Raw genomic sequence first — 17,393 nt, 5'->3', positions numbered from 1 at the left:
TATGTTAAAAAAGGCATTTTTCATCGGATTCATCTTAGATAAATCGCGATTAAATAGAGAAACCCGATTTGCTTTTTGAATAGTTCTGGTTAAAGGCGGGAATAAAAAAAGCGTCCCGCAGGACGCTTTTTAACAAAAATATAATTTGTTCGGGAAATATTACAGCACGTGAACAGATGCGGTGTTAGTTGTGCCGGACGGAACCAGAGCACCAGAAACCATTACCACAACGTCGCCTTTCTGTGCCAGACCGCGGTCAACCAGCTCCAGAGCCACTTCTTTACCCAGACGATAGAAATCATCGGTAGAGGCAATTTCTTTCACCAGGTGTGGGATCACGCCTTTGCTCAGCACCAGCTGACGCGCGGTGGTTTCGTTGGTGGTCAGCGCCAGAATGGTCGCGTCCGGGAAGTATTTACGCACCGCGCGCGCAGATTTACCACCCTGCGTCGCAACCACAATCAGTGGCGCTTCCAGTTTCTCAGCGGTTTCTACCGCGCCACGGCACACGGCTTCGGTGATGCGCAGTTTACGGCTGTCGTTGTTGTAATCCAGGCGGCTCTTCATCACGCGGTCGGTACGCTCACAGATGGTCGCCATGATGCTGACCGCTTCCAGAGGATATTTACCTTTAGCAGACTCGCCAGAAAGCATTACCGCATCGGTGCCGTCGAGGATGGCGTTAGCCACGTCGCCAGCTTCTGCGCGGGTAGGGCGTGGGTTTTTGATCATGGAGTCCAGCATCTGCGTGGCGGTGATAACCACCTTACGCGCGCGAACACACTTCTCGATCATCATCTTCTGCGCGAAGATCACTTCTTCAACCGGGATTTCAACGCCCAGGTCGCCACGCGCAACCATGATACCGTCAGACGCTTCGAGGATTTCGTCGAAGTTGTTCAGGCCTTCCTGGTTTTCGATTTTGGAGATGATCTGGATCTTCTCGCCGCCGTGCGCTTTCAGGTGCTCGCGGATTTCAACCACGTCAGAACGCTTACGGATAAAGGACGCCGCAACGAAGTCAACGCCCTGTTCGCAACCAAAGATCAGGTCTTGCTTGTCTTTTTCAGCCAGCGCCGGCAGCGCAATGGAAACGCCCGGCAAGTTAACGCCTTTGTTTTCGCCCAGGTCGCCGTTGTTCAGCACTTTACAGATAACCTTGTTACCTTCGATGGCGGTGACTTCCATGCCGATCAGGCCGTCATCCACCAGAACGGTGTTGCCGACAGACAGATCGCTGGTAAAGCCTTCATAGGTTACTGCAACGATTTTGTTGTTACCTACCACGGACTTGTCGGTGGTGAAGGTGAAGGTCTGGCCCGCTTTCAGCGAAACGTCGTTACCGCCTTCCAGCTTAATGGTACGGATTTCAGGACCTTTGGTGTCGAGCAGGATCGCGGCTTTTTTACCGGTTTTGCTCATGACGTTGCGCAAGTTCTGGATACGCTGACCGTGTTCAGCATAGTCACCGTGGGAGAAGTTCAGACGCATCACGTTCATGCCGGCATCCAGCATTTTGCTCAGCATCTCTTCGGATTCGGTTTTCGGGCCGATAGTACAAACAATTTTCGTCTTTTTCATGACAGTCTTAGTCTTTAAGTTGGGAAGGATATGGAAATCTCGCTCCGGGGGCGCACCGCCGCGGAGTCAAACCTGTGTTGCGAAAGAGTCTATGACACGCACTAAGAATAGGTGACATCACATGAGCGTGCAGAAGAAAGTGTGCCTGAGTGCCAGCCCAACGAAGGAGAGGAGAAGTTGTACGTTGTTTTTTGTATTCCAAGCGCTGAAACCATTCACCAGGGATTTGGCGCGCATTATACGCTGATTCACAGCAAAAAGGAAAATGGAAACGGTGTTTCAAAAACAATCTGTGCAGATTCACATAAGTTTGTTATCAAGGCGTTAAGGCATAATGTCATCTTATGACGGCAGGCGGTACGCCCGCCGTATTTTGCTCACTTTTCCAGCGCCTGCTGGAGGTCCGCGATCAGATCGTTTGCATCTTCAATTCCCACCGACAGGCGGATGAGCTGCGGCACAATGCCGTTCGCAAGCCGTTGCGCGAGGGGAATGGAGGCGTGGGTCATGCTGTAGGGCTGGCTCACCAGGCTCTCCACGCCACCCAGGCTTTCTGCCAGGGTAAAAAGCCTCAGGCTGCGGATCGCGTCTGTTGCGCGTTGCGCATCTCCCTTTATTACTACCGAGATCATGCCGCCCGGTAGCGCCATCTGGCGGCGGGCAAGCGCGTGCTGCGGGTGTGACGCCAGCCCGGGATAGAACACGCTTTCAACCTGCGGATGCTGCTCCAGCCATTGCGCAATCGCCAGCGCGTTGGCGCTGTGCTTTTCCATACGCAGGGAAAGGGTGCGGATCCCCCGCAGTGTCAGGAAGCTGCTGAACGGATCCAGAACACCGCCAACCGCGTTTTGCAGATAGCCGAGGTGCTCCGCCAGCTCCTTATCGGCCCCGACCACCGCCAGCCCGGCGACCACGTCTGAATGGCCGTTGAGATATTTGGTGGCAGAGTGCACCACGATGTCAAAACCCGATGCCAGGGGGCGATGAATGACCGGGGAGGCGAAGGTATTATCCGCCACGCTGATGACGTTATGGCGCCGGGCGACGTCCGCGATGGCCGCCAGATCGGCCAGCTTCAGCAGCGGGTTGGTGGGCGTTTCTACCCAGATCATCCGGGTGTCCGGGCGAATGGCGGCCTCAAGACCAGCTAAATCGTCCGGCTTAACCCAGCTCACCTGTAGCCCGGCGCTGCGCTTGCGGACGTTTTCAATCAGGCGATACGTACCGCCATACACGTCATCAATGGCGACAATATGGCTGTCTTTGTCCAGCAGCTCCAGCACGGTGGAGATGGCCGCCAGGCCGGAGGCAAACGCGTATCCGCGCGTGCCGCCTTCCAGTTCGGCGATGGCGGTTTCCAGCGCATGGCGGGTCGGGTTGCCGCTGCGCGAGTATTCATAGCCGGTGTGCTCACCCGGCGACGGTTGCGCAAACGTCGAGGTGGCGTAAATCGGCGGCATGACGGCGCCGTGCCGATCGCGATACTCGCCGCTGTGTACGCTGAGGGTTGCCAGATTTTTCATCGTTTGTTCCTTTATTTTTGCAGACGGTTGCGCCACGCGGTGAGAACGTCGCTGCGCGTAATCAGACCCAGAAAGCGGTCCTGGTCATAGATAATGGCGACCAGGCCACGGTCAAAAATGGCGTGCAGCGCGCTCTCCGGCGCCTGCTTATCCAGAGACTCGACCTGCCGGGTCATGGCAGCCGTCACGGGGAGGGAGAAGCGTTCCCCGTCTCCGCCGATGTGCCGGAGCAGGTCCCATTCGTCAACGATGCCGATGACCTTATCGTTATCGAGCACCGGCAGCTGCGAGATGTCGTACAGGCGCATGCGGGCCAGCACGGTGGAAAGGGTGTCATCCGGCGCGGCGGTGACCGTCGCGCCTTCATCATGCCGCAGGGCGATATAGTCGGAGAGATCGCCTGCCCGGGGGCGCGAGATAAGTCCCTGCTGGCGCATCCAGTCGTCGTTGAACATCTTTGAGAGATATTTATTGCCGCTGTCGCACGCGAAGGTGACCACGCGTTTCGGCGTGGTTTGTGCCTGACAGTATTTCAGCGCCGCCGCCAGCAGCGTGCCGCTGGAGGAGCCCGCCAGGATCCCCTCCGTTTTCAGTAGCTCACGCGCGGTGGCGAACGCTTCGCGATCGGTAATGCGCCAGGCGCGCTCCACCCCTTCGATATGCGCCAGCGGGGGGATAAAGTCCTCGCCAATCCCTTCAACCAGCCACGACCCGGCATCGTGATAGCGCCCGGTCTCGACCTGGTCCGCCAGCACCGACCCGGCCGGATCGGCAAGCACAAATTCCGTGTGCGGCGAGTGTTCAGCGAACCACGCCTGCAGGCCGCCCAGCGTACCGCCGGATCCAACGCCGACGACGATGGCGTCGATTTGCCCGTCAAGCTGTGCAAAGAGTTCAGGAGCGGTAGTGGTGCGGTGCGCCAGCGGGTTGGCCTCGTTATTGAACTGGTCAATATAAAACGCGCCAGGCACCTCGTTCGCCAGGCGCCGGGCGTAATCCTGGTAATAGGCCGGATGTCCCTTGTTCACATCAGAGCGGGTCAGCACAACCTGCGCGCCCAGCGCCCGCAGGTGGAAAATCTTCTCGCGGCTCATTTTGTCCGGCACGACCAGCATCAGCGCGTAGCCTTTCTGCGCGGCAATCAGCGCCAGCCCCAGCCCGGTATTCCCCGCCGTGGCTTCGATAATGGTGCCACCGGGCTGAAGCCGCCCCGTACGCTCGGCTTCGTTAATCATCGACAGCGCGACGCGGTCTTTGATCGAGCCGCCGGGGTTCTGGTTTTCCAGCTTGAGGAACAGCGAGCAGGGGCCGGTATCAAGCTTGTGCAGCTGCATAACCGGCGTGCGGCCAATCATTTCGGTGACGGAGTGGTAGATCGTCATGGTTATTTCCTGTCAGGAGGTCATGACCGGATGATAGGACCATGAAATTTGCTCAATAAAGAACGTTTCACCAGGTTTTAGAACGGAAAGGAATATTCATCATGTTTTCAGACGCAAGGACAGCGAGACGTAAAGTTGTCTGGATGTGGGGATGGCTATACGCGCTAAAAGTGCTGAAAAAATAGACGATTTTATCGGATGCCGCCGGACTGCTATGCGTCTGGCAGATAACCATTTCTGATATTCATCTAAGCGTTTCCCGCCAGCCGCTCTGCTGCTTATTTCCTGACGTTATATGAAATTCCTTTTTGGTCATTTAAAAACTGATAACGGCTGTTTACTATCGTTTGGACATCCATACTGCTAAACCGCTATATGCGTAACGGATAACCCATAAGAATGATCGTACTCAGCAATATTTCGAAGGTTTTTGATAACGGAAAGGCGTCGCTCACCGCCGTTGATAACGTCAATCTGACGATAGAGCAGGGACAGATTTATGGAATTATCGGCTACAGCGGGGCCGGAAAAAGCACGCTGATCCGCCTGCTGAACGGGCTGGAAAAGCCGAGCGCCGGAAGCGTCTCCATCAACGGACAGGATATCTCCGCCGCAAAAGGGGAAGCGCTGCGTCAGGCACGCCTGAAAATCAGCATGGTGTTCCAGCACTTTAACCTGCTCTGGTCGCGCACGGTGCGGGAAAACATCGCCTTTTCAATGCAAATTGCCGGCGTGCCAAAAGCGCAAATTCAGGCCCGCGTCGCCGAGCTGGTGGAGCTGGTCGGCCTGAAGGGGCGCGAGAATGCCTACCCGTCGCAGCTGAGCGGCGGGCAAAAACAGCGCGTTGGGATTGCCCGCGCGCTGGCCAACCATCCGGACGTGCTGCTGTGTGACGAAGCGACCTCCGCGCTGGATCCGCAGACTACCGATCAGATCCTCGATCTGCTTCTGGACATTAACCGCCGTTTTAACCTGACCATCGTGCTGATCACCCACGAGATGCACGTGGTGCGCAAAATCTGCGATCGCGTGGCGGTGATGGAGAACGGCAGGGTGGTGGAAGAGGGAGACGTGCTGAGCGTATTTACGCATCCGCAGCAGCCGATCACCCGTCAGTTCGTCCGTCAGGTAAGCCAGTACGCCGAAGACGAAACCTTTAATACGGAGCTGGCAACCGGGCTGGAAGGCACGGTCATCAGGCTGACCTTTACGGGACACAGCACGCACAGGCCGATCGTGGGTGAGCTGACCCTGCGCTACGGCCTGCCGTTTAACATCCTGCACGGGAAAATGACGCAAACCGCCCACGGCGTTTTCGGGCAGCTCTGGGTGCACGTGGCGGCATCCGATGAACAACTGAACAATATCCTCGCCGACCTGAAGCAAAGCGATATTGAAGGCGAGGTAATTAAGCATGGCTGAACATCTTTTTCCGCACCTGAAGTGGGATCAGCTGTGGGCTGCAACGCAGGAGACGCTCTACATGACCGCGCTTTCGGGCGTGGCGACGTTTATTCTGGGGATCGCGCTTGGTCTGGCGCTGTTTTTAACCGCCCGCGGCGGGTTGTTCCACAACCGCACGGTCTACAGCGTGATTTCGATAGTGGTGAACGTGTTTCGTTCTATCCCGTTCATCATACTCATCGTCCTGCTGATCCCGTTCACCAAGACCATCGTGGGCACCATTCTTGGCGCCAACGCCGCGCTGCCCGCCCTGATTGTTGGTGCCGCGCCGTTTTACGCCCGCCTGGTCGAGATTGCCCTGCGTGAAGTGGATAAAGGGGTTATTGAAGCCACGCGCTCGATGGGCGCACGGCTGAGCACGCTCGTGTTTCGGGTTTTACTGCCGGAATCCTCACCCGCCCTGGTGTCAGGGATGACGGTGACGCTGATTGCGCTGGTGAGCTACAGCGCAATGGCAGGGGTAATTGGTGCCGGCGGCTTGGGAAATCTGGCATATCTGGAAGGATTCCAGCGCAACCATGGTGACGTCACGCTGGTGGCAACGGTGACCATTTTAATCATCGTTTTCATTATCCAGTTCTGCGGCGATGTCATCACATCACTGTTAGATAAACGCTAATAAATACACACAGGAACCATCATCATGAAAAAAACGCTGACGCTGATCGCCGCAGCCACCCTGAGCGCCCTGAGCTTCGCCTCCTGGGCTGACACCCTGACCGTGGGCGCCTCCAACACGCCGCACGCCGAAATTCTGGAGCAGGCGAAGCCGATCCTGGCGAAGCAGGGTATCGATCTGGAGATTAAACCGTTTCAGGACTACATTCTGCCTAACACCGCGCTGGCCGGGCGCGACATCGACGCTAACTACTTCCAGCACGTTCCTTATCTGAACAGCGTGCTGAAAGATCACTCGGGCGATAAGGAGTATGATTTCGTGAGTGCGGGCGCTATCCACATCGAGCCAATCGGCATTTATTCCAAAAAATACAAATCGCTGAAGGATCTGCCGGAGGGCGGCAAAATCATCATGCGTGACGCGGTTTCCGAGGAAGGCCGTATTCTGTCTATCTTCGAAAAAGAGGGCGTGATCAAGCTCAAGCCAGGCATTGATAAAGTGACCGCGCGGATCAGCGATATCGTTGAGAACCCGAAAAAGCTGCAGTTTACCCCTAACGTTGAAGCCTCCCTGCTGCCGCAGATGTACAACAACGACGAAGGTGCGGCGGTGGTGATCAACGCCAACTACGCCATCGATGCAGGCCTGGATCCGGTACACGACCCGATTGCGGTTGAAAGCGGTGAAAACAACCCGTACGCCAACATCATTACCGTCCATCGCGGAGACGAGAAGAAGAAAGATATCGTCGCGCTGGTGAACGTGCTGCACTCCAAAGAGATCCAGGACTGGATCCGCACCAAATACAAAGGCGCAGTGATCCCGGTAAATAACTAATCACCTGATTTTTAAGATGAAGCCCGGCGGGAAATACGCCGGGCTTCTTTTTTGTATCCAGCCGACGAATCATTTAAGCTGACGCTTTAGGGCAACGGAGTGATGACAATGGGCAATGTGACTAAAGACGAAGCGCTGTATCAGGAGATGTGCCGGGTGGTAGGCAAGGTCGTTCTCGAAATGCGTGATTTAGGCCAGGAGCCGAAGCATATTGTCATTGCGGGCGTATTGCGTACCGCGCTGGCGAACCAGCGCGTTAAGCGCAGCGAGCTGACAACCAAAGCGATGGAAACGGTGGTAAAAGCGCTGTCCGGCCACGACGTCAGCGCGTCGTGAGTTACTCAGATCCCGCATATCAACAGCCATTATTGTTATTTCCCCTTCATGGCTAACGCGTGCTTAACTGAGTTCCGGTTAAGCGAGAAGGGTGATGACGATGAAAAAGTGGATAAGCACGTTACGGCGGTTTTTTGCGGCCCGACCAGCGAGTGCGGAGAACAGCGCGCAACGTGTTCTTGAGTCAGTATTGCCCGTCGCCAGCCTGTACGGCGTGGACGTAGCCAACATTGACCCGGAGTGGTTCAATGATAAAACGTCACGCTGAACTGCGCCGGACGCGCGAAACGTACTGGAATGAGCTGTGCGTGATGCGTGTAAAGCAGGGATGAGCGGAAAAATACGCGGGTAAATCCTCGGTAAACCGCAGCCGTTTTGCTACCACTATCTCCTCTCAACGATGGAGATAATAATGAAACGGACAGTATTAACCCCGGCACTTTCTGCCACCGCTTTACTGATTGCCATGCAGGCGGCACACGCCGGGCCACAGGCGCACGTTGTCTGCGCTTACTCCCACACCCTCGGCGACGATGCCATTATGATGTACGGCATGCCCAACGAGGCCATGCTGCACGACTTCTTTGGCAACGAGCAGGCGGATGCTTACGCCAGCCGTGAATCGCTGCGCGCGCATGAAAAGACCACCTGCGATAATAAAGCAGACGGCTCGGCCTACTGGGTCCCTTCGCTGAAGCTGCCTGACGGAACGGTGGTTAAACCCGCCTATCAAAAAACCTATTATCAGGCATCGAACGTTGACGCCTGGCCGCTGCACCCTTTCCCGGCGGGGCTGTCGCTGCTGGCAGGCGACCATCATGGTACCGCGCCGAACCCACATATCACCTTCCTGTGCGCCAACGGCAGGGGCTACACCACCAAAACGGGTGAGGTTTGCGGCCTGCGCAAGGCGAACGATGCCGTGCAGTTTAATATCGGCATTCAGTTCCCGAACTGCTGGGACGGGGTAAACCTGAAGCCCGCCCACGGCCTGGCCAACGCCACCTACGATACCAGAGGGCAGTGCCCGTCCGCGTTCCCGGTGAAAATCCCGACCGTTAACATGAACGTTGCGTACGTGCTACCGACGATCGACTCTCTGGATACCAGCAAAGTGCAGCTCTCCCTCGATCCAATCATGCACGGAGACGAGCGCGAAGAGCGGTGGGGAAGCCTGTATACGGCTCATGCTGACTTTATGAACGGCTGGACCGAAGATGCCGCGCGCTTTATGACCGACCTGTGCATGAACCGCGGGATGGATTGCGGCACCACCGTTCCGTATGGTTATTCGAAACCGAAGGCCAACGTCTGGCTCAGCAGCCTGGAGCCAGCGCTTTCCCAGCCGGATCCGCAGGTTCTGCTGGTGCAGGATAACTGGAAGAACGGCGGTCGCACGCGCAACAGCGAAACGCTGTCGCTGGTGAAGTTCCGCATTCCTCCGCTGCCTGCCGGTCAGGATCCCTCGCAGTTTAAATACCGCGTGCGTATCTACGGCGGGAAAGTGGAAACTAACGGCGCTGACCAAATCTTCTTCTATCCGGCGAGCAACGACTGGGATCCGGCCAGCGTGAGCTGGCATTCGCGACCGTCCTGTAACTACCGTTCGGATGCGATACTTTACCTGAACCACTCCCGGGAATACCGGATGGTGGATGTCGATAAAGCGGTGCGCAAGGCGCTGGCAGAAGGCAAAACCGAGATCTCATGGTACATCGGCGGCGATCGTCAGGGAAACCACTATCAGTTTGACGCGGCATCCTCCCCACAGGGCCCGATCCTCATGCTGACCGGTTTTAGCAGAACGCCGGAGATCTGATAACGTCCGCGTTTTTTTGTTCTCATCAGCGTTAACTGGTAATGTCGACAGCCTGAATGACTGCGCCCGTTAACGCTATGAGCTTAGAAAAGATGATAAAGCGCAGCATCGCTGCATGGGTGGCGGTCTGCCTGATAAGCGGCGTGCTGCTGTATGCGGAACAGATACGTCGCCAGTACTGGGAGCGCGATCGCGAGTTTACGGCACGCTATTCTGCGATCGGCGCGGTGCTGACGCAAAACGAATCGGTGCTTCCGCTTCTGAGCGGCGATGAAGATATCACCGCGTTACGCAAAAAGTTTCCTTCTGTCCTGGCCCTGGAAAAAACCGCGGGGCGTGCGCTGGACGCCCCGCGCGTGGAGCCGTTTAGCGGGGTGCGGTACTGGTTATACAATCCCTGGCGGCAGATACGCGTGCTGGTCGACCTAAGCGCGCTGATTCCCGCGCGCCATAGCTTTGCGCAGCTGCATCTTAACGTCACGAACGGCGATGGTCCGCCATCCTCCGGCGCTTTCTGGCGCTGGCAGCGCGCTTTCCCGCAGCATACCCAGCCCTTCGTTCTTACAGCCGAGGCAGAGCCTGACTGGTTCAGCGTTTCCCTGCTGCCTTACCTGCTGCTCTTTCTGACGTGGGGGGTAGCGATTGCGGGCGTGGGAAGCGTGCTCTGGCAGCGCAAACAGCGGCAGCAGGCCGAGCAGCGCGCCCGCTATTATCAGCATGCCAGGCTTAACACGCTGGGGGAGATCACCGCGGGCATCGTCCATGAAATTAACCAGCCGCTTACCGCCGTGCAAACCTGGATCCAGGGGGCGCAGCGACAGCTCGAGGCTAATCCGCAGGCCGTGCCGCAGGCGCTTGCGGCCGCGCTGCTGCAAACGCAGCGCATCAGCGCCCTGCTGACGCGCTTTCGCGAGCATGTGGTACAGGAGAAGGTGACCCTGCGCGAAACCGATCTGGTGCAGTGCTGGCAGCAGGTTGAGAGCCTGCTGGAGCACGAGCGCAAATCGAACCGTATCGCGGTCATCCACGCGTTTGCAGCGGACGCCACGACCGTGCTGGCAGACAGGCTCTGGCTGGAGCAGATACTGCACAACCTGCTCAGCAACGCGATTCAGGCTCAGCAGGAGAGCACGCACGGCTGGGTGCGGATCGACAGCCAGAAAAACGAGAAGGGCATTCTGGTCACGCTTACCGACGGCGGGCCGGGATTTAGCCCGGAGGCCCTGCAAAACGCCTTTATGCCCTTCTTTAGCGGACGCCCCGGCGGAACGGGGCTGGGGATGACGTTAACGGAAACGCTAATAACCCGCATGAACGGCTCGATCGCGCTGGGCAACGCCCCGCAGGGCGGGGCGCAGATCCGGCTGCAGCTGGCAGAAGGTAAGGAGACAAAGCATGGATAAGGTGGTCTGGCTCATTGATGACGATGAGTCCATCAGGGAATCATTGACGTTTTTACTCTCAGGAATGGGCTGGCAGGTTAAGGCATTCGAGAGCGTCGATGCCTTTACGCTGGCGCACGGCGGCGAAACGGCGCTTGTCGGCTGTCTGCTGCTGGATATGCGCATGCCGGGCAAGGGCGGGCTTGCCTGGCTGGAAGAGGGTGAATGGCCCTGGCCGCTGCTGCCGGTCGTTATCATGACCGGGCACGGAACGGTCGACGCCTGCCGTCGCGCGTTTCGCAACGGCGTGTTTGAGTTCTTCACCAAACCCCTGGACGCCGACAGGCTTATCGAAACGGTTGGCATGGCTTTCGAAGAGAGCCTGCGGCGATCTGCCGCCTGGCAGGATATCTCGCGGATTAAAGCGCGATTTGAACAGCTAACCGCGCGGGAGCACGAGGTGCTGAGCGTGCTGATGGAAGGATGCAGCAACAAAGAGGCGGCTGCGCGTCTTAACCTCTCCCCGAGGACCGTGGAAGCGCACCGCGCGGCGGCGTTTGCCAAGCTTGGCGTCAGCAGCCTGGTTCAGGCGAGCCGGGAATATGACAAATTGCAATCCGTATAACTACCAGGTGGAGTGCGTAATCAACCGAATTACGCGTAGACGCGCGCTTCAGTAATCTCGGGTTGTCTCCCAACACTCGAGGAAGTGCAATGAAAAAAGTATTGATGGTGGCGGCACTGGTCGCGGGTAGCGTAAGCCTGGCTGCACGGGCGGATGCGCTGAATCAGAAAAGCCTCTCTCTGGCACAGGCTAACGCGCTGGCAACGTCCGCCGTTCAGGCCTGTATGGCAAAGCACTATCAGGTTACGGTGACCGTGGTTGACCGCGCAGGGGTTGTTAAGGCAGTGCAGCGCACGGATAACGCTGGCCCACATACGGTAAAAGCCAGCGAAATGAAGGCCTATACCGCGCTGAGTACGAAAAACGCGTCAGGTAAGGTAATGGAAGCTGCACAGACTAACGCGGGCGCGCAGAATATGCGTGATGTTCCCGGCTTCCTGCTGCTGGCGGGTGGTTTACCGATAAAAGAGGGCGATGAGGTGATTGGGGCGATTGGCATCGGCGGCGCGCCGGGCGGTCATCTTGATGAAGCCTGTGCCCAGGCGGCCATTGACGGGGCCGGACAGTAATTCATAAAAAAAGCACCGGCATGGCCGGTGCTCTGTATTCAGATCTTGCAGGCATCGCCGCAGTCGTCATCGGCGACGATCGCCTGGGCTTTTTTATCCGCGTCGTCAAGACGTTCCGCGTTACGCTCTTCTGCTTCATCCAGCCCGTTAAAGACTAAGTTATCGAGATCAATTTCCATGTGGCACCTGCGTTTTCAGTTTTTGATACCGGCAGAGTATAAGCCAAAAAAACCGGGCAGTGCACCTCGCAGCACATAAGGATAATCCCTGCCATACTCAGAGCTTTATTGCTGAGGAAAGCTGATGATTACACTCTGTAAAACCTGCGGTACCGCTTACGATGAACAGCCCATTAACTGTCCAGTTTGCGACGATGAGCGTCAGTATGTTCCGGTAACGGGGCAGGCATGGATAGATTTCAACAGCCTTACCGCCACGCACGTCAACAAATGGCAGCAGCTGGAGCCACATCTGTTCAGCATCAAAACCGTACCGTCCTTTGCCATCAACCAGCGGGCAATCCTGCTGCGCACGCCGCACGGCAATATCTTGTGGGACTGCATCGCCAACCTCGATCCGGCGACCAGAACGCTGGTTGAAGCGCTCGGCGGAATTAGCGCGATCGCGATTTCGCATCCGCATTACTACACCACCATGCAGGAGTGGGCCGGAGCGTTTAACGCACCGATCTACCTTCACGCCAGCGATCGGCAGTGGGTAATGCGCGACAGCCCGGCGATACGCTTCTGGGAAGACGACGCTCTTGAAATTATGCCGTCAGTGACCCTGCTGCGGCTTGGCGGCCATTTTGCCGGCGGCACGGTGCTGCACTGGCAGTCGGGGGAGGGCGTGTTGCTGGCGGGGGACATCTTGCAGGTTACGCCGGGTAAAGACGCCGTGTCGTTCATGTGGAGCTATCCGAATATGCTGCCGCTGCCTGCCAGCACCGTCGAGTCCGTGACCCGCAGGCTTACGGGCAAAAAGTTTGCGCGCCTGTACGGGGCGTTTGAGGGGCAAAACATAGCGGCGAACGCGGATGAGATAGTCCAGCGGTCGGGCCAGAAATATATTGCTTGTCTCCGCTAGGGCACGGTGGTTAAATTTTACGAGTGTGATCGCGATCATACCTAAACTAAAACAGATAAAAGAGAAATGGCTATGCAACATATCATTGAAGGTTTTCTCAGCTTTCAAAAAGAGATTTTCCCGCAACGTAAAGAGCTCTTTCGTAGTTTAGCGTCCAGTCAGAATCCCAAAGCGCTGTTCATCTCCTGCTCCGACAGCCGTCTGGTCCCGGAACTGGTTACTCAGCAAGAGCCAGGACAGCTCTTTGTCATTCGAAACGCCGGCAATATCGTGCCTCCGTTCGGGCCGGAGCCAGGCGGTGTCTCTGCGACAATCGAGTACGCGGTGGTGGCGCTGGGCGTAACCGACATCGTTATCTGCGGCCACTCAAACTGCGGTGCGATGAAGGCGATTGCTGACAACGCCGATCTGGAGCCAATGCCGGCCGTTTCCCACTGGCTGCGCTATTCCGATGCGGCAAAAGCGGTGGTAGAGAAAAAAGCCTGGGATAAGCCGATCGACAAAGTGAATGCAATGGTGCAGGAGAACGTCTTTGCGCAGCTGAGCAACATCAAGACCCATCCGTCCGTGGCGGTAGGCCTGCGCAACAACGCCATTCGCCTGCACGGCTGGGTGTATGATATTGAAAGCGGCAAAATTCTTGCCCTGGACAAGAACACCAAAACGTTCGTATCGCTGTCGGAAAACCCGGAAGTGTACTTCGAGTAATCCGACGCTCAGGGCAGGGATGCCCTGTTAATACTCCGCAAAAGGTAACCTGCGGCGCACTCCCGACGCGGGATTTACCGCCGCCTTCGCCATCGCCTGACCAATTTCAGCACACTCTGACAACCCCTGTACAAACGGACGATCGTGCATCAGCCAAGGAATCGCCCCGAAGGCTATACGCCCGCGCAGAGACGCTGGTGCCAGCAGCGTGTAGTCTTCCCCAACGTCCGGTATCTCATCGCCGGTTTCCTCAAGCTGTTTGCGCAGCGTAGGGAAGGGAATATGCTTATTTTTGAGCGGCTTTTGCCCGCGCGCGTCGATAAACACGTCAAAGCGATAACTCTTTTCTTTCGTGGTGATGACGGTTTGATCGCTGCCGATATCCAGATCGTAATCATCACCGAGCGTAACCACGCTGACGATTCCCGCTTCACGCAGCGCCAGCAGCCGGCGGATAGACTGTGGCGGGATAGCGGCATAATTATCAATAAACACGCGTTCCAGCCCGGACTTAAACCGCGCTCTGTCCCGTTCGTTCAGTAAAGGGACAATCGCCTGAACCACCTCATGCAGGCGTAGCACGGTGTAGCGCCAGGCGACGGTACGTTTTTCGCGCTTATTCCGCTCCACTTCTTTAAGGTTCGCTTCGGCCCATGTGAACGGCCCGTGCTTTTTGCGATCCTCAAACCAGACATCGCGAAGCGTGTCGGCATTCAGCGTGCTTAGGGAGATTGCCCGGCACCACTGCGGATCGGCATGCTCAAGCTCTTTCACCATCAGCGCAAAAATGCGGTCAAGCAGTCCGTCCGGACCTTTTGCTATTTCGCTCTCAGCCACGGCCTCGGTTAATACGGACAGCGGCTCGTAAGGGATGGGGCAGTAAAAGTCGGCCTCCGGCAGCACGCCGGTGCGGGACATGAGCACGATTTTTAACGCCTCGCTGCCCTTATTCAGAATGAACTGCTCCCCGGTAAACTGACCATGCTGCATCACGACCGCCATGGCCGCGTCCAGCCCGCTGAGGGACGTGCCCATGATCCCCACCTCGCAGGGGCGGATCTCCGCGTCCATCAGCCCTGACCATGGGCTTGGGAAAAAGGTGCGGGTGGCTTCCTCTTCATCCGGCCAGACGTGACCGGTGGCGACCACGGCAAGATCGAACCTCCTGGAGAACGGGGCATCGTTCACTGAAAGAGCCACGCCGTCTGCGTCAGCCTTGATATCCGTGACTTCGGCGTTGGGATGAACCTCGACGTGAAATCCCGCCTTTTTTGCCTCCGCGACAACGGCAAGAAACCGATCGTGAAAATATTCACCCAGCAAAATGCGCGGCAGGAACTGCCGGTCGTGCAGCGTGTCTTTGTCGACGCTATAGCGGGCAAGGTGAGCTGCATTTTGCTGCTTTAGCCAGTCGAGGTAGCTGATAAAAATGGGCGGAATTTCAATACTGGCGATATTCGCCAGCATCAGCCGGGAGTTATCCTCATCGCTGTAGGGCATACCGACGCCGGGCTGGTCTGCTTTCTCAAACACGGTGACGGACAGTGGCGCTGCGTTGCCAAGAAGAGAGTAGAAGGTGTAAATCCCTGTTGGGCCTGAGCCGATAATGGCAATTTTTTTCATCGAAAGCGTTCCTGCGTTTCTGAACCATATAACAAGCGTAGCAGGAGAAAGGTTAAGTCATTCAATGAAGGGAGAAATTAAGATATTCAGAAGAGGAAATTTGCACCATTTCAGAACTGAAATGGTGCGTCCGAGTGGACTCGAACCACCGACCCCCACCATGTCAAGGTGGTGCTCTAACCAACTGAGCTACGGACGCAGAATGGTGCGTTCAATTGGACTCGAACCAACGACCCCCACCATGTCAAGGTGGTGCTCTAACCAACTGAGCTATGAACGCAACGTGTTGTCGGTGACAACGGGGACGAATATTAGCGGCACAGCACCATGGTGGCAAGAGGGAAAACGCATTTTTCTCTCTGATTTCACGCGATTGCTTCATTACCGCGCAAAGTGAAGAGAAAGTAGCCGCCATCCGGCGGCTACCTCGTGTTTAACGTGCAGCGCGCTGCAAAATCACCGCGGAAGGCTGACGTTGCAGGAAGCGCATGCGCAGCATCATCATAATGGCCGCCGAGGTTAAGCCGATGATAAAGCCCGTCCAGAACCCGGCTGGGCCCATGCGGTCTACGACCAGATCCGTCAGTGCCAGAATATACCCGCAGGGTAAACCCAGCACCCAGTACGCAATAAAGGTGATAAAGAAGATGGAGCGCGTATCTTTATAACCGCGCAGCACGCCGCTGCCGATGACCTGGATGGAGTCAGAGATCTGGTACAGGGCGGCGAGCAGCATCAGGTGTGATGCGAGCGTCACCACCTCCGGATTATCGTTGTAGAGCAGGGCGATTTGCTCTCTCAGCAGCACGGTGAAGAGCGCGGTACAGACCGCCATGCAGACGCCGACGCCCAGCCCGGTGCGGGCCGCCGTTTGCGCATCCAGCGTTGAGCCTTGTCCCAGACGGAAGCCCACGCGGATCGTCACCGCTGCGGCCAGCGACATCGGCAGAACGAACATCAGCGAGCTGAAGTTCAGGGCGATCTGGTGGCCTGCCACGTCAATAATGCCCAGTGGCGAAACCAGCAGGGCGACGACGGCAAACAGCGTCACTTCAAAGAACAGCGCCAGCGCAATAGGCAGACCCAGCTGGGTAAGGCGGGTCATCATCGACCAGTCAGGCGTGCTGAAGGCGGTGTCGTTACGAATGTCGCGCATGGAGCGTGCATGTTTGATGTAGGTGAGCATGCAGCCAAACATCACCCAGTACACCGCTGCCGTCGCCACGCCACAGCCTACGCCGCCGAGTTCCGGCATGCCAAAATGGCCGTAGATGAAGATGTAGTTCACAGGAATGTTGACCAGCAGGCCGATAAAGCCCATCACCATGCCCGGTTTGGTTTTTGCCAGCCCTTCACACTGGTTGCGCGCCACCTGGAAGAACAGATAGCCGGGCGCGCCCCAGAGCAGGGCGCGCAGATAACCTACCGCCTTATCCGCCAGCGCCGGGTCGATATTATGCATAGCGCGGATGATATACCCGGCGTTCCACAGGACAATCATAATCAGAATGGAGACAATCCCGGCCAGCCAGAAGCCCTGGCGAACCTGATGGGCCACGCGCTCGCGTCGGCCAGAGCCGTTGAGCTGCGCAATAACTGGCGTCAGCGCCAGCAGCAGGCCGTGGCCAAACAGAATGGCCGGAAGCCAGATTGAGGTTCCGATCGCCACGGCGGCCATATCGGTGGCGCTGTACCCACCGGCCATCACCGTATCCACAAATCCCATTGCGGTTTGGGCTACCTGCGCGACGATCACCGGTATTGCCAGTGCCAATAACTGACGCGCTTCGATCATATACTTCTGCACGTGAACACCTTTGTATTGTAGTTATTTGAGAG

18 protein-coding genes and 2 tRNA genes are annotated in these 17,393 nt (G+C 56.9%); 11 read left to right on the top strand and 9 right to left on the bottom strand.

Annotated features, from left to right (window positions below; translation table 11 throughout):
- Nucleotides 1-159: 159 nt before the first annotated feature.
- From pykF to OWK27_RS02315, 4 genes are all read right to left on the bottom strand, one after another.
- Entirely contained in the window at nucleotides 160-1,581 is a 1,422-nt protein-coding gene (gene pykF / locus OWK27_RS02325; protein WP_267589735.1) for a pyruvate kinase PykF, read from the bottom strand.
- 7 nt (nucleotides 1,582-1,588) lie between these two features.
- Nucleotides 1,589-1,885, bottom strand: a complete 297-nt coding sequence (locus OWK27_RS24340) for a hypothetical protein (protein WP_420712926.1) — start codon at nucleotides 1,883-1,885, stop codon at nucleotides 1,589-1,591.
- Nucleotides 1,886-1,958: 73 nt separating this feature from the next.
- Complete coding sequence (locus OWK27_RS02320) at nucleotides 1,959-3,104, bottom strand: trans-sulfuration enzyme family protein (protein WP_267589734.1); 1,146 nt, start codon at nucleotides 3,102-3,104, stop codon at nucleotides 1,959-1,961.
- A gap of 11 nt (nucleotides 3,105-3,115) precedes the next feature.
- Nucleotides 3,116-4,486, bottom strand: coding sequence for a cystathionine beta-synthase (locus OWK27_RS02315; RefSeq protein WP_267589733.1), 1,371 nt, complete (start codon nucleotides 4,484-4,486; stop codon nucleotides 3,116-3,118).
- Nucleotides 4,487-4,885: 399 nt separating this feature from the next.
- On the opposite strand from OWK27_RS02315, the gene OWK27_RS02310 reads away from it, so the two are divergent.
- The 9 genes from OWK27_RS02310 (at nucleotide 4,886) to OWK27_RS02270 (ending at nucleotide 12,137) form a co-directional block, all read left to right on the top strand.
- Nucleotides 4,886-5,908: a methionine ABC transporter ATP-binding protein gene (locus OWK27_RS02310; RefSeq protein WP_267589732.1), complete on the top strand. Its 1,023-nt coding sequence runs from the start codon at nucleotides 4,886-4,888 to the stop codon at nucleotides 5,906-5,908.
- On the top strand, nucleotides 5,901-6,569 hold the full coding sequence (locus OWK27_RS02305) for a methionine ABC transporter permease (protein WP_176610531.1): 669 nt from the start codon (nucleotides 5,901-5,903) through the stop codon (nucleotides 6,567-6,569). Before OWK27_RS02310 ends, OWK27_RS02305 begins: the two co-directional genes overlap by 8 nt.
- Nucleotides 6,570-6,593: 24 nt before the next feature.
- Entirely contained in the window at nucleotides 6,594-7,406 is an 813-nt protein-coding gene (locus tag OWK27_RS02300; RefSeq protein WP_267589731.1) for a MetQ/NlpA family ABC transporter substrate-binding protein, read from the top strand.
- A 108-nt stretch (nucleotides 7,407-7,514) separates the two neighbouring features.
- Nucleotides 7,515-7,742: a fumarate hydratase FumD gene (fumD, locus tag OWK27_RS02295; protein WP_148418959.1), complete on the top strand. Its 228-nt coding sequence runs from the start codon at nucleotides 7,515-7,517 to the stop codon at nucleotides 7,740-7,742.
- Between the two features lie 100 nt (nucleotides 7,743-7,842).
- Entirely contained in the window at nucleotides 7,843-8,010 is a 168-nt protein-coding gene (locus OWK27_RS02290) for a hypothetical protein (protein ID WP_176610529.1), read from the top strand.
- Between the two features lie 144 nt (nucleotides 8,011-8,154).
- Nucleotides 8,155-9,561, top strand: a complete 1,407-nt coding sequence (locus tag OWK27_RS02285) for a DUF1996 domain-containing protein (RefSeq protein ID WP_267589730.1) — start codon at nucleotides 8,155-8,157, stop codon at nucleotides 9,559-9,561.
- 77 nt (nucleotides 9,562-9,638) lie between these two features.
- Entirely contained in the window at nucleotides 9,639-10,964 is a 1,326-nt protein-coding gene (locus OWK27_RS02280) for a sensor histidine kinase (RefSeq protein WP_267589729.1), read from the top strand.
- Entirely contained in the window at nucleotides 10,957-11,568 is a 612-nt protein-coding gene (locus OWK27_RS02275; RefSeq protein ID WP_148418953.1) for a response regulator transcription factor, read from the top strand. Before OWK27_RS02280 ends, OWK27_RS02275 begins: the two co-directional genes overlap by 8 nt.
- Before the next feature lie 89 nt (nucleotides 11,569-11,657).
- Entirely contained in the window at nucleotides 11,658-12,137 is a 480-nt protein-coding gene (locus tag OWK27_RS02270; protein ID WP_176610526.1) for a GlcG/HbpS family heme-binding protein, read from the top strand.
- Between the two features lie 38 nt (nucleotides 12,138-12,175).
- Here the strand turns inward: OWK27_RS02270 and OWK27_RS02265 are convergent, their stop codons facing one another.
- The gene (locus OWK27_RS02265; RefSeq protein WP_003857665.1) at nucleotides 12,176-12,316 is read right to left on the bottom strand and encodes a hypothetical protein; all 141 of its coding nucleotides are present in this window, start codon (nucleotides 12,314-12,316) and stop codon (nucleotides 12,176-12,178) included.
- A gap of 124 nt (nucleotides 12,317-12,440) precedes the next feature.
- Here OWK27_RS02265 and OWK27_RS02260 point away from each other — a divergent pair, with 124 nt between their 5' ends.
- Together OWK27_RS02260 and OWK27_RS02255 are read left to right on the top strand one after the other, a co-directional pair.
- Complete coding sequence (locus OWK27_RS02260; protein ID WP_267589728.1) at nucleotides 12,441-13,223, top strand: MBL fold metallo-hydrolase; 783 nt, start codon at nucleotides 12,441-12,443, stop codon at nucleotides 13,221-13,223.
- A 72-nt stretch (nucleotides 13,224-13,295) separates the two neighbouring features.
- The gene (locus OWK27_RS02255) at nucleotides 13,296-13,931 is read left to right on the top strand and encodes a carbonic anhydrase (protein ID WP_148418947.1); all 636 of its coding nucleotides are present in this window, start codon (nucleotides 13,296-13,298) and stop codon (nucleotides 13,929-13,931) included.
- A 27-nt stretch (nucleotides 13,932-13,958) separates the two neighbouring features.
- On the opposite strand, the gene OWK27_RS02250 is transcribed toward OWK27_RS02255, so the two are convergent.
- From OWK27_RS02250 to mdtK, 4 genes are all read right to left on the bottom strand, one after another.
- Nucleotides 13,959-15,554, bottom strand: coding sequence for an FAD-NAD(P)-binding protein (locus tag OWK27_RS02250; protein ID WP_267589727.1), 1,596 nt, complete (start codon nucleotides 15,552-15,554; stop codon nucleotides 13,959-13,961).
- A 122-nt stretch (nucleotides 15,555-15,676) separates the two neighbouring features.
- A tRNA-Val gene (locus OWK27_RS02245) sits at nucleotides 15,677-15,753 on the bottom strand.
- A gap of 4 nt (nucleotides 15,754-15,757) precedes the next feature.
- Nucleotides 15,758-15,834: transfer RNA gene (locus tag OWK27_RS02240), tRNA-Val, on the bottom strand.
- A 153-nt stretch (nucleotides 15,835-15,987) separates the two neighbouring features.
- Nucleotides 15,988-17,361 (bottom strand): MdtK family multidrug efflux MATE transporter, encoded by a 1,374-nt coding sequence (gene mdtK / locus OWK27_RS02235; protein WP_148418943.1) that lies wholly within the window; start codon nucleotides 17,359-17,361, stop codon nucleotides 15,988-15,990.
- Nucleotides 17,362-17,393: the final 32 nt, after the last annotated feature.

Origin of the sequence: Enterobacter cloacae complex sp. 2022EL-00788 (genome assembly GCF_026627565.1) — a bacterium.
Classification (GTDB): Bacteria; Pseudomonadota; Gammaproteobacteria; order Enterobacterales; family Enterobacteriaceae; genus Enterobacter; species Enterobacter pasteurii.
The sequence above is the reverse complement of the archived record's forward strand: the minus strand, read 5'-3'. Positions and strand labels throughout refer to the sequence as shown.